Source organism: Ensifer sesbaniae (genome assembly GCF_013283665.1).
Classification (GTDB): Bacteria; Pseudomonadota; Alphaproteobacteria; order Rhizobiales; family Rhizobiaceae; genus Ensifer; species Ensifer sesbaniae.
In genome coordinates this window covers 164,317-177,371 of record NZ_JABEKU010000004.1, presented here as the reverse complement: position 1 = coordinate 177,371, position 13,055 = coordinate 164,317, and the positions used below count along the sequence as shown (strand labels likewise).

The 13,055-nt window shown below is 58.5% G+C and carries 4 protein-coding genes and 1 pseudogene; 3 read left to right on the top strand and 2 right to left on the bottom strand.

Annotated features, from left to right (window positions below):
- Positions 1–8: 8 nt before the first annotated feature.
- The gene (locus tag BHMPCIPO_RS31845; RefSeq protein WP_173520766.1) at positions 9–6,479 is read right to left on the bottom strand and encodes a non-ribosomal peptide synthetase; all 6,471 of its coding nucleotides are present in this window, start codon (positions 6,477–6,479) and stop codon (positions 9–11) included.
- A gap of 637 nt (positions 6,480–7,116) precedes the next feature.
- On the opposite strand from BHMPCIPO_RS31845, the gene BHMPCIPO_RS31840 reads away from it, so the two are divergent.
- Positions 7,117–8,517, top strand: coding sequence for an aspartate ammonia-lyase (locus BHMPCIPO_RS31840; protein WP_173520765.1), 1,401 nt, complete (start codon positions 7,117–7,119; stop codon positions 8,515–8,517).
- A gap of 1,076 nt (positions 8,518–9,593) precedes the next feature.
- On the top strand, positions 9,594–10,589 hold the full coding sequence (locus BHMPCIPO_RS31835) for an acyltransferase family protein (RefSeq protein ID WP_173520764.1): 996 nt from the start codon (positions 9,594–9,596) through the stop codon (positions 10,587–10,589).
- Between the two features lie 18 nt (positions 10,590–10,607).
- Here BHMPCIPO_RS31835 and BHMPCIPO_RS33340 read toward each other — a convergent pair.
- Positions 10,608–10,734 (bottom strand): annotated as a pseudogene (locus tag BHMPCIPO_RS33340) (UDP-glucose 4-epimerase GalE); the annotation flags it as partial.
- Between the two features lie 1,079 nt (positions 10,735–11,813).
- Between BHMPCIPO_RS33340 and BHMPCIPO_RS31825 the strand changes: the two are divergent.
- A complete protein-coding gene (locus BHMPCIPO_RS31825) occupies positions 11,814–13,016 on the top strand; it encodes a cytochrome P450 (protein WP_173520763.1) in 1,203 nt (400 codons plus the stop codon).
- Positions 13,017–13,055: the final 39 nt, after the last annotated feature.

Below are 13,055 nucleotides of genomic sequence, written 5' to 3'. Positions count from 1 at the left end.
TTCGCCTGTCATAAGCGGTCCAACGGCCTTCCGTTGGCCGGTTGCCCGAACTCTTCAAAAGCATCGACAGTCCGTAGCAGCTCTTCGTGCAGCATTGTGCAGAGTCTGCGGGTGGATTCGTAGCCCACTTGTCTTGGATCGTATCTCACTTCAATTTGTAGTTCGCCCGATTGGTATCCGACACGAAACCAAAAGAGATAGTTCATAACTGACTGATTCATATCTTCGCCGATCCACAGTGGGTGTGGATCTCTGGATAGCAGCCGGCGCGGATAATGGCGTTGGAGTCTCGCTCGATAGTTCACTCCGATCCGGGGTAACGGCAGACGATCGATCCGCTCCCGCACGGCGGGATGCCGATTCAAGAACTTCAAAGCTCGGAAACCTATGCCCTTGCGCGGCAAGGAGCTGCGTTGCTGATATATAGAGCGAGCGCGGTCTAAATGAGACTCCGTTCCTGTAACGAACAACGGCAGCGGTACCAGCTCACCGATGTAGCCGATAATTTGCGACGGATCGATGTCGTCGAATAGACCTCCCCGGGTCGACGTAAGACTATCAATCCAGAGCGAATAATTTCCAAAAGCGCGGCCAAATGCCCCCGAGATAGCCGCAAGCAATACGTCAAAATCTTCGCAATGCGCAGACGTCGGCGCAATCTTGAGAAGGCATGTCGTCTTCTCCTCACTGAGTCTAAGATGATATGTAGCCTGATCTTTCCACAGCGGCCTCCAGAATTTCTCATCAACTGGCTCCTTAAAGCCTGCATAGTGGAGCCACCTTGCAGTTTCAGCTGAAAATCCCGCCGCACATGACGCGTCGTCGCGTACGCGAATATCAAACAAGTCGTATGGCAGGCTCTCCCAATGCTCGAGCTCGGCCGGCGCTTCGCCATTCGCGTAATCATTCAATCGGCCAAGCCATTGAGACAGGGGCGTGGTCTCTGGATATGCAGCGGTTTGGCCCGCAGCAAACGAGCTATAGGCTTTATCGAGCGCATTCAGGAACAGTCTGTATCCAACCCCGTCCGCTACAAAGTGATGCAGCAGAACAAGCAGATAGTAATCGCCGCTCTCTGATGTCCGGAAGGCTGAAACTTTGACAAGAGGCGTCCGGCCGTCAAACCGAAAACTATGCTGACGCTCCGCACAGGCGCGCTCAATGACGGTGAGTTGCTCTGATGTGTGCACACCGACAAGGTCTACTTGCTCTACGGGGGAATCTCCTACTGATCCGATTACTTGAGATAGGCCCCCGCTCATTTGGTCGATACGGAGCCTCAGTCCTTCCTCCTGACCGATGACGTGCACGAGGGCACGCTCAAGAATGGAGATATTCAAGAGGCCGGCGGGCATGAAGAAAAGATCGCCAATGTTGTAGTGCTCGCCGATTCCGACAACACTGTTCCAATGTGTGACCGCAGGGGTCATCGGCAGCGCTCCCTTGGAAGCCGCACCCGTCGTGACCGGCATTTGGTGCATTACCAGTTGCCGAATTGTCGGCGTCCGGTGCAACTGTCCGACCGTCAAGTTTAATCCCGCATTGCGCGCCAGCGTGACGCACCGCACGCTCAAAAGTGAGTTTCCACCGATCTCAAAGAAGTTGTCATCAACGCCAACAGCTTTGGTGCCCAGCAGCTCTTGCCAGATCGCGGCGAGGAGTTGCTCCCTCTCGGTACGCGGTTCAGCCGATCTGGTTTTTCGGATCGGGCAGGACGACATAGAAGACACACGAGCCCGATCAATTTTCCCGCTGGGTGTGAGCGGCAAACGGTCGACCATCCGAAAATCGGATGGCATCATGTAAGATGGGAGTATCTCCCGCAGGTGGTTCACGATATCTCCTGAGGTCAGATTTTTGTGAGCTGGGACCACAATGGAAACTAGTCGCCGATCATCATCCACACCCTCTACCACAGCGGCGGCTTGCGCGACGCTAGGATGAGATTCAAGCGCCGTTTCAATTTCCTCCAGCTCAATTCGGAAACCCCGAAGCTGAATCTGGTTGTCCGCTCGACCGCAAATCTCCAGAAGGCCTTTTGCTGAGATGCGGGCGATATCGCCACTGCGATAAAGGACGCTGTGTTGGCCCTCATCGTATGGGTTTGGCACGAAAGAGTGCTTTGTTCGCTCTGGGTCCTTCCAATATCCCGAGCTCACACACCGTCCTGTCATGCAAAGTTCACCTGAGACTCCGACGGGAACCCGCTTCAGCTCTGCATCAAGGACATAGACTTTCACATTATCGATCGGGCGCCCAACCGGAACAACTGATGAGCCATCATCGGCGTCCGTTGTTCGGTACACTGCCGAATTAGATGCGCACTCCGTAGCGCCATAAAAATTCCATAGCGGCACATCTGGAAAGCACTCTCGCCAACGAACAGGAAGCGATGACGGCATCGGCTCAGCACTGCTTGTAACCAGGCGCAAGCTGGTCGTTTCCGGCTGCCGCTTTTGAGAGGCGATTAGACCGGTTAAAATGGACGGAGAGGCAAACAACCGCGTCACGTGATGCGTTGCCAATGCCCCCAACAAGAGGTCGGGGTCGAGCAACTGCTCATGCGTAAGGATCAGCGTTGGGATCCCCTTCAGGAGCCCTCCAAAATACTCCCACACTGCAGCAACAAGTACCGCTGACTTCTGAACAACCATCACGTCGGTGCCATCGAAAGGAAAGCATCGCCACATCCAGTTCAATCGATTTAGAATTGCAGATTCCGGTACAAGAACGCCCTTCGCCTTACCCGTGGACGACGAAGTATATATTATGCTCGCTGCACTCTCCTCGAGTGGCGCGCCAGTCCGGCTCAAGACCCGGCCAGAGTCGTATCCAGCTAGCAACGCAGACAGATTGACGCAAGGCAAACCGAAAGTGGCTTCTTCATCCGCGATCGCGTGAACAAGGAGGTTTGCGCTGCTATCCCTTATGATGTGGCCGATCCGTTCCTTCGGGAAGCTTGGTGATATGGGTACAACGATCGCCTGCAAATTCCAGATCGCCAAAGTTGTGGCCGCTACGTCCGGCGACCGGTCGACCAGCATCGCGACGATGTCACCCGCACCCACCCCGCACGTTCGCAGAACGGACTGGATCGTAGCCACGCGTTTGCGCAACTGGCCAAACGTGACTGCACCGAATTCGCCGAAATAAGCCACCTGATCGACAGTTGAAGCGCTCACTTGATTAAATGCGTCCACAAGCGAAGGCTCGTCCTCACACAACGTCTCATCGCCCTTTAGCGCGTTTAGAAAGGCGACTTCCGATGGGCTAAGGCCGCTCAGGGCGACAATCGGTTCGTCCGGTCCCTCGACACAGGCAGCAATGAGATGGCGAAAATTATCGGCCATGCGAACGATCACATCGCTCGAAAAAATGTCGTCGGCATAAGCCAGTTGCAACGCAATTGCATCGCCTTCGTCTTGCGCGTACAGGGTAAGGTCAAATTTTACATAGCCTGTATCATATTCGCGGAACGTCATTTCCAAATCGCGGTTTGAGGGTGGCTCGGGAGGCTCGGAGTACATGTTGAACATGACTTGGAAGATAGGCGATTGACCGGGCTCGCGGTAGAATCGAGTATCCCGGACCATCCAGCTAAACGGGTACGCCGAGTTCGCGATAGCATCGCTTATAAGGCCCTGCACGCGAGTCGCGTGCGTCACAAAGGATTCATTGGCATCGATCGTGGTTCGGATTGGCAGCATGTTGAGGAAGAAGCCCACGATCTTCTCGGTGCCTGGTTGGTCACGGACCACATGCGGTATGCCAACGACAACATCGTTTTGTCCGCTATACATCCGCAACAACAGCTTGAAACATGCCAGGAGAACCGTAGAAGTCGTGCATCTGTGCCGGCGTGCAAAGTCTCGCAGGTGATCAGATAGGTCGCCCCCAAGGAAAAACCCATGCGAGCTCCCACGGAAGGAGTTTTCTTTCGGTCGCAGTCGCCTGCTCCCCAACGAAAGCACCGGAGGATTGTCGCCTATTTGCCGACGCCAATACCGCCCCTGCTCATCGAGCGACTTTGGTGTAATGTGTACACTTTCCCAATGAGCATAGGTCGAGAGGGATGCGCGTTCCCCTGGAGAGAAGGCAGCGGCGTTGGAGTATCTTGTCTGCAAATCTCTGAGGAGGACAGAGATCGACCACGCATCTATGATGATTTCGTGCGCGCTTATAAGTATGAGATGGTCATCCGCGCCGAGGCGGATCATCCGTGCACGAAACAAACGTCCTTCGTTGAGGTCAAAGGTGTCGTCGAGTTCCGTGCGCCGCAGCTCCGCCACTAGTTGATCGGCTTCCTCTTGGGTCAGGTGAGTGGCATCCACCAACTCTAAATCGGAGCCCCGCGGATCCTCAAAAATCTGAACCAGCCCGTCCTCGTTGCTGAAACGTGCTGAAAGTCCGTCATGCGCCTGAACAACATCGAACCAGGCTTCCTTGAATGCGCTCAGATCGATGGCACCTCGTATGCGCAGACCGCCCTGGAGAATGTAGTTCTTCGCGGCCGGATCAAGCTGCCAAAGAAACCAGAGGTGTTCTTGCACTCGCGTCAGGGGTGATCGTTTGAGCTTCCCGCTCGCAGGAAGCAAGTTCTGTGTTGCAGTGGTTTGGATGGATATCGCCGCAGCCAGCGATCTGATGGTCCCATTCAGAACAAGCCTGAAATCCACCTTCGCCCCGAGCTGCCTCTGCATCTCCGCCAATATAAGCATCGCCCGGAGCGAGTCGCCGCCTAGCGCCATGAATTTGTCGTTGACGCCGATAACTTTGATCCCAAGAATCTTGGACCAAATATCTCGCAGCGTGCTTTCGAACTCCGTCTTTGGCTCCTCGAACGGGCTCAGCAGCTCGGGGCGAACGGTCGTCGGGTCCGGCAGTGACGCGAGATCTACCTTGCCGTTTGGAGTGATAGGGAACCGGTCGACACGAATGAGTCGTTCTGGAACCATGTGGCCGGGAAGCGATTCGGCAACAAAGCTCCGGAGTTCACCCTCTGTTAGTTCGGCAGGAGCCGACACGTAGGCCACTATTCGTCTTCGGTCAGTTTCGCGGTTGGCGCAGGTTATGTCCCGCGCCGTAAGTTTCACGCTCTCATGGACGGGTGCAATAGCCACCGCGGCGGTTACCAAAGGATGAGCGCAGAGGTGAGACTCGATCTCTCCAAGTTCGATCCGGTGCCCCCGGAGCTTGATCTGACGATCTCGTCTACCCAGGCACTCCAGAAGGCCGTCTGCCCTGATGCGTCCGAGATCGCCGGTCTTATAGAGCTGCCGATAGGATGGGTCCTCGGAGAACGGGTTTGGCAAAAAAGCATCTCTGGTACGGTCGCAATCGTTGATGTATCCATCAGCGACACCGACTCCGCTAACATAGATTTCGCCGACTTCTCCCGCCTTGCACAGACGCAATCCTTTGGCGACATAGACCTCAAGGTTGGAAATCGGCCTACCGATGGGCACATAGGTGTCAGCTGTGCTGGGCGGGACCGATATCAAATGGTGCGTAACCCCGTCTGCACATTCTGTCGGGCCGTAGTGATTGAGAATGGGGACTTGAGGATAAAGTGTCAGCCAACTGCGTGCCAAGGCGGGCGTCAACGGCTCGCCGACCGTGGAAACCGTGCGTAAGGCACCGAGGAGCCGCTCCTCGGCTGAGAGTGTCTGCAGATGTTCAACGAATACGGCGAGTACCGATGGAACGAATTGGACGATAGCGACACGATGCGCCTGCAGTGCATTAAGAAGAGCCATCGGAGATCTCAGTGCCGCATCATCTATGATCGCGACGCAACTGCCGACACACAATCCTGCCAAAAGCTGCCACAGGGAGATGTCAAAGCCATGAGAGGCAGTCTGTCCGACACAGTCCTGCTCACTTAGTTCGAGCGCATCTATCTTGGCCATCAAATGGTTGTTGAGACCTGCCCGCTGAACCATCACGCCCTTAGGCCGTCCAGTCGAACCGGACGTAAACAGAATGTAAGCAAGACGGGGTTCAGCCGAAGATGGCATTGCAGGAGAGGCACGGCTACCGAGTAGCGCCGTCTGCACCGTCATGAATTGTCTGACGCCGTCGCAGTCTTTCTCAAGACCAAGCACTTCAGGTCTTTCCGGCCCGATAATCAGAGTGCATCCACTTTGCCTAATCATGAAGGAATTTCGGGAAGCCGGCATGGATGGATCGAGCGGCAAATATGTTGAGCCGCTTTTTAGAATTGCAACTACCGTGGCTGCCCAATTAAAATTCCGTTCTCCGCAATAGGCCACGACCGCTCCATCCGCGCAACGCTCTCGTAGGGTGTTTGCGATGCTATCTGACAGCACCCGCAGCTCACCATATGTGAGCTCCTCCGCGCCATGTTGGATTGCAATCCTGTCGGGGAACGCTGCCGCGATTTTATCGATAGCCGCGACTACATCGATGAAGTGGCTTGCGACGAATTTGGTGTTCTCAGGTTGGACTTTATTAAGCATAAGTCTCCTCTAAGGCGCAAGGCGATCAGCGGGCCACGGTTTTAGTTCGTGACGCGTCGCTAGGGGCGCTTCAAAATTCGTGCCAGTTACTTAGAAAGTGAAACAGGCAAAAAAGTGCCTATCATATCAATGATTTAGATGAGGAGCAGGAAACCAGGTCGAACTACTTTTGTCGCGGACTCTACAAACAATGAAGCGGTGCCCGCGTTACGCGCGCGTCTAAGGGATAGCGGACAGGAGAGTGGACTTAACCAGGCTTCGCCGCGCCGCTCGAAGCCAAGGCCAAGCGGATATTCGACCGAGCGTTCGCCCGAAGCGACCCGAAAGGCGGGCGCCCGATGAATCATCGACGGAGGCAGCGGGCTTGGCGCCCATCATTGATGCTGGCAATGCAGATGGCTGGGCGAAGGCTGTCCTCTTCTAAGTTCAATTCGCTTCAGTCAAGTCGGTCATGAAGCCGAAGGAGCAGACCTGTCGCTGTCGCAGCACCATCCAATAATGCCAACTATTTGTGATTGGCACGGCACTTGCTTGTGCTGCATTAGGCGAGTCACGGCTCCGACTAGGACAATGATAATCGCGAAGAGCGCCGGCAACATCATGGCCCATGGATAGCAGATCGGACTTGGGGGAGCCCATGCCAAACACGAGAACAGATGCAGACAGCCTCGGCTCCCGAGTATTGCCCGCAGGAGCGTTATACGGCGTCGCCACGCTTCGCGGCCAGGAAAACTTCGACATTTCATTCCACAAGCTCGGCGACGCGCCGGAGCTTCTCAAGGCGCTTGCGCGCATCAAGCATGCAGCAGCAGCAGCCAATCGCGATATCGGCGTCCTCCCCGCCGAGATCGCGAACGCCATCATCGCGGCTTCCGTCGAGGTCGAAAGCGGCCGTCACGCCGATCAGTTCATCGTCGATTTGCTGGAAGGATCCGGTGGAACCTCCATCAACATGAACGTCAATGAAGTGATTGCCAACCGCGCGCTCCAGATCCTCAACGAGCAGCCGGGTACATATAGCCGTATCCATCCGAACGATCACGTCAACACCGGCCAGTCGACCAACGACGTCTTGCCCGCAGCCGTCAAGCTCGCAGTCTACGACAAGTCCCAGTCCCTCATCGAGGCGCTGACCCATCTAGCGGACGCTCTTCAAGAGCGGTCCATTGCCTTTGGGGATGTCTTGCGGATCGGCAGGACTTGCATGCAGGCGGCACAGCCCATGCGTCTCGGTCAGGCGTTCGGCGGGTATGCTGCCGCCATTCGTCGGCTCGTCGAGAAGCTGGTTTCCGCTCGTGACGAGATGCTCGTCCTGCCCTTGGGCGGCACGGCTATCGGGACTGGGCTGGGCTCCGCTCCGGGTTACCGGAGCGCCGTTTATCGCCATCTGAAAGAAATCGTCGGGGCAGACGTCCGCCCCGGTGCGAACATGTTCGATGCCATGCAGAATGCCGACGCGTTCGCCCGCGTCTCCTCGGAGATACGCATCTCCGCCGAGGTCATCGGCAAGATCGCATCCGATCTCATCCTTCTTGCGTCTGGCCTGAACAGCGGCGTCGGCGAGTTGCGACTCCCATCCGTACAGCCCGGTTCCTCCATTATGCCGGGCAAGATCAACCCGGTCTTGCCGATGATGATGCAGCAGGTAGCCTTCGCCGTTGTCGGCAACGATGCCGGCGTATCCCTGGCCTCGCGGCAGGGACAGCTCGAAATTAATCACTTCGAACCGATCATCGCCTCACGCTTGTTCGACTCGATTGAGCTCCTTGCGAAATCCACGCGCATTTTTGCCGATAAATGCATCGCCGGCATCGAGGCCGACCGTGAGCAGTCCCTCAGGAACCTGATGCAATCGTCGGCGCTTGCCACCGTCTTAGTGCCGAAGCTCGGTTACGCCGAGGTATCGAAGCTCGTGCAGGCTTCCGCCGCGGAACGGCGCCCATTCATGCAAGTAGCCATAGAACGTGGTCTTCTGACCCAGGACGAAGTCCTCGAGGTTGTTCGCGAAAGTACCGATCATCGCGAGGAGATCGCATGAGCCATTATTTCGCCCTTTCCATTCTACGCCATGGCCTCACCGGCAACCGGGACTGGCCGCGCGCCCGGCGCGATCCGCACCGAATCCAGCTTACGAGCCGTCATTCGGCGCGGGCGATCCTGTATTGTCGATGCTTCGATGGCGGAGCAGTTGACCGCCCTGTGCAAAGCTGGCGCCCGACCGCAAAAGGTCGGTCGCGAGGCTGTGGCGGAAAAGATGGGCGCCGTCCTGCGGAATGCCGCGCCTCGGTCGTCGCGGCACGGTAGTCACGGTTCGTCACGACCGACAGTCGCACCTCGAATTCAAAGTCCGGTTAGCTTTACGATGCCACTTGGCAATCCCCCTCACCATCGCCATGGCAAATTCCGCGCCCGGTTATCGCATAGCCAGGAATACCTCGGCCGCATAATTGTATGCCGACGTTGCATGCCGGGGATCGGCCGGCATGCATTACTGTGAGGCTCCTTTATTTGATACGGAGTACGACTGATGTATCCAGGAGATGGCGACCCGCCTGAAGACAGTGCTCGCGGTGTGTCTAACTGGATTGAGGCATTGACCGGCGCATCTAGCTCGGAAGCCTGGATCCAGAACTACCATGCGCGGCCGCAGGGACCCTCATCGATTATCCGCGCGCGAGGCCGATGCATGAAGCCGACGTATATCAACATCCGCGGAGCGCCTTATAGGGCCGAGCTGCTGGAAGCAGACGGCGGCTCACGGGTTCGTATTTATCCTGAAGCTGATTGAAGAACACGTCTAGACTACAACCTCAGTGGTCAGCGGGGTAGGGCGCATCGCGGAGGCGTTTTACCACCCGGCCAGCGGCATAGGCCTGCTCCCAGAGCGCGGAGTTATCGGTAAGGAAGTTGCACGAGGGCTGACTGGGCTCACGACCGAAAAGCTCACTTTGATGTTGGCCTTCGCGGCTTTGCCGTCGCGGCCATGGCTGTTTCGACCACCACCGGGAACAAGGACTGCTCAATGCCGATAAAGATTTGGGTGAAGTTGCCGACTGGCTGGATCAACGCTGGTGGACTGAAGGCTTTCCGGTGACATCACGGTCGGAGGGGGCGATGGGAACGATCCGGGCGATTCAGTATCTTCGGGCGGCGGCGGCGCTCGCTGTCGTGATCTTTCACGCCGCCGAGAAGACCGGCCACGATTTTACCATCGGAGCGGCCGGCGTCGACGTCTTCTTCGTCATTAGCGGCTTCATCATGTGGGTGATCAACGACCGGCGGCCGGTGACCCCCGCGAAATTCATCGCCGATCGCCTCCGCCGCATAGTTCCGATCTACTGGTTTTCGACGGCCGTCATGATTGCCGGCGCGCTCGCCGGCCTGTTTCCCAACCTCGTGCTGACTCTCGACCACGTCCTGGCATCCCTGGTCTTCATTCCGGTCCGCTCGCCGAGCAGCGGCGATATCTGGCCGGTGCTCGTGCAGGGCTGGACGCTCAATTTCGAGATGCTCTTCTACGCCGTGTTCGCGGCCTCTCTGCTGCTGCCGCGCCATTGGCGCCTCCCGGCCATCAACGGCCTCTTCGTGGCGCTGGTCACGCTCGGGTTGGTTGCTCGCAGTGAAAATGCGCTCTGGCTGACCTATACACGGCCGATCATCCTCGAGTTCGTCGCCGGCATGATCCTCGGGGAGTTCTGGCTCCGGGGGAAGGTTCCCGGGGCGGCGATAGGTTCTTCGTTGATTGCCTGCTCGCTCGGCGGCTTCGCCCTGATCGATGGCCTCCATCTTCCCTTCGATGAACGCTCGACAGGGCCGCTCGCCGTCCTCCTGGTTCTTGGAGCGCTGGCGCTCGAGGCAAGCGGACGGGTCCCGATGCTGAACCTGCCGGCCCTGCTCGGCGATGCTTCCTATTCGATCTACCTATGGCACGCCTTCGCGATCTCGGTCGTCGCCAAGGCCGGCGGCATATTGGGCATGCCAGCGGGGATCTCGTTGCTCATGGCGATCGTGTCGGGCACGATCGCCGGTATCTCAGCCTACGTGTTTCTCGAGCTCCCGCTGCTGCAGCGCGGACGGAGTGCCGCCAGCCGTCCGCCTGCCGCCCAATAGGCCGAGCCTGGCGGTTGCTCAGCCGTTTCGGCGCGAATGCCAGTTCCAGGCGGATTTGGTGATCGCCGTCAGATCGTATTGCGGCTCCCAGCCCCGAGCACTTGCCGAGCTTGTCGTTGTTGGGGACGAGCGTCGTCGAGGCGCCGTTTCCAGGCGGTCAAGATCGTCGGCGGTCAGCTGAAGATTGATGCAATTGAAATTCGCGTGCGTGCCGCGCTCCTCGCAGTAGAGCCGTTCCATCCGGCCGTGAAGGTTCGGATGCTTGCGCCAGTTCGTTGCTCTGTCCCGAAAGACGAGGCGTCAAAGGCTGGGCGGCATCGGCCGCCACCGTCATGGCCCACACGGGCCTTCGCCGGGGCGTCCCGCCCCCGAAGGCTGGCGCGGGCAGGCCATCGACGGCAAGGCGCCGTCCGGCAGAAGCGCGCGAGACCGAAGGGACGGCGACGCAAGGAGTCTGGAACTGACCTCGTCTTGCACCAACGGATCCGATCCCGCTCAGGGACGGTGAGGAGGATGAGCGGCCCAAGCGGTCCCGAGCAACGGTTCCACCCGCACCCGGGTCTCACTCCCCTCACCTGCTTGGCAGCGCGAGCGACCGCGCAATATCGATGATGCCGATTTGGGGCATGCGATAGTCGCCCTCCACTGGAAAAGCTACGAGGCAGGATGACCCGGAGAGGCGGTGATTATCGCGAGCAGTTGCACACGACAGCCGCCCATCTCTTCACCCTTGTAAGATCCACCTCATCGCAAGCCGCCCCGAGGTGGTCTGGGTCGCCTTTGTTTTAGCGCCATGCCTGTCAACTACGTCCAATTGCGAGTCTCAGCGATCGCCACCGCAAAGGTATAGTTTCAGTTCTGGGTGAAACTTTTTTTCGTCTTACGTTATTCGCTACCCGCAGCACCTGCCGGTCACCTTCCTCCCTTCGATGACATAGCTTCGGTTCCATGCTGGACGTCCGATTATGCCCGACAGATGAACCCTGACTTCTGCGCCAAGCTAACGCGACCGACATACCTTTCTGACCTACTTGTCGGGTTTGTCGCGTCCGCGACATGGTGATGTTCGGCCCGGGCGTGCCGCGCCCAGTTAAGACATTGAAATGATGTGGAGAGCAGCTTATCTGAGGCGTTCCCTGCGCAGTGGCACGATTCTTGCCACCCTAGTTGTACTGCGGCACACGCCGGCATGCCCTTCCATCGCTTAGAGAGTGAAGTGCCACCATGTCCGAACAACCCTTGCCGACGCTGCCCATGTGGCGCGTCGATCACATCGAGCCCTCGCCCGAAATGTTGGAGCTAGGCGCCAACGCCCCGATCCATCGCGTGCGCTTCCCGTCCGGGCACGAAGGCTGGTGGGTGACAGGCTACGACGAGGCCAAGGCGGTGCTGTCCGACCCGGCGTTCCGGCCCGCGGGAATTCCGCCGGCGGAATTCACCCCGGATTCGGTGATTCTCGGTTCGCCGGGGTGGCTGGTCTCGCACGAGGGGGGCGAGCATGCCCGGTTACGCACGATCGTGGCGCCGGCCTTCAGCAACCTCAGGGTGAAGTTGCTCGCGCAGCAGGTCGAGGCGATCGCCGCGCAGTTGTTCGAGACGCTGGCGGCCCAGCCCCAGCCCGCCGACCTGCGGCGCCACCTCTCCTTTCCGCTTCCGGCCATGGTCATCAGCGCGCTGATGGGCGTGCTCTACGAGGATCACGCCTTTTTCGCCGGGCTGTCCGATGAGGTGATGACGCACCAGCATGAAAGCGGCCCGCGCAGCGCGTCGCGCCTGGCCTGGGAAGAACTGCGCGCCTACATTCGCGGCAAGATGCGGGACAAGCGCCAGGATCCGGGCGACGACCTGCTGACGGATCTGCTCGCGGCGGTCAACCAGGGCAAGGCGACCGAGGAAGAGGCGATCGGCTTGGCGGCGGGCATGCTGGTGGCGGGGCACGAGAGCACCGTCGCGCAGATCGAATTCGGCCTGCTGGCCATGTTGCGCCATCCGCAACAGCGCGAACGCCTGCTAGGCGATCCATCCCTCGTGGACAAGGCGGTGGAGGAAATCCTGCGCATGTACCCGCCGGGCGCGGGCTGGGACGGCATCATGCGCTATCCGAGGACCGACGTGACCATCGCGGGCGTGCATATTCCTGCGGAGAGCAAGGTGCTGGTCGGCCTGCCGGCGACCTCGTTCGATCCGCGCTATTTCGACGACCCGGGAATCTTCGACATCGGACGCGACCAGAATCCGCACCTAGCGTTCTCCTACGGGCCGCACTCCTGCATCGGCGCGACGCTGGCCAGGCTGGAACTCAAGGCGGTGTTCGGTTCGATCTTCCAGCGCTTTCCCGCGCTGCGCCTGGCCGTGGCGCCCGAAGAACTGAAGTTGCGCAAGGAGATCATCACTGGCGGGTTCGATGAGTTCCCGGTGCTCTGGTGATGGGCGGACGCCGCCGGGAATCGCGATCTTCTCCGCAAT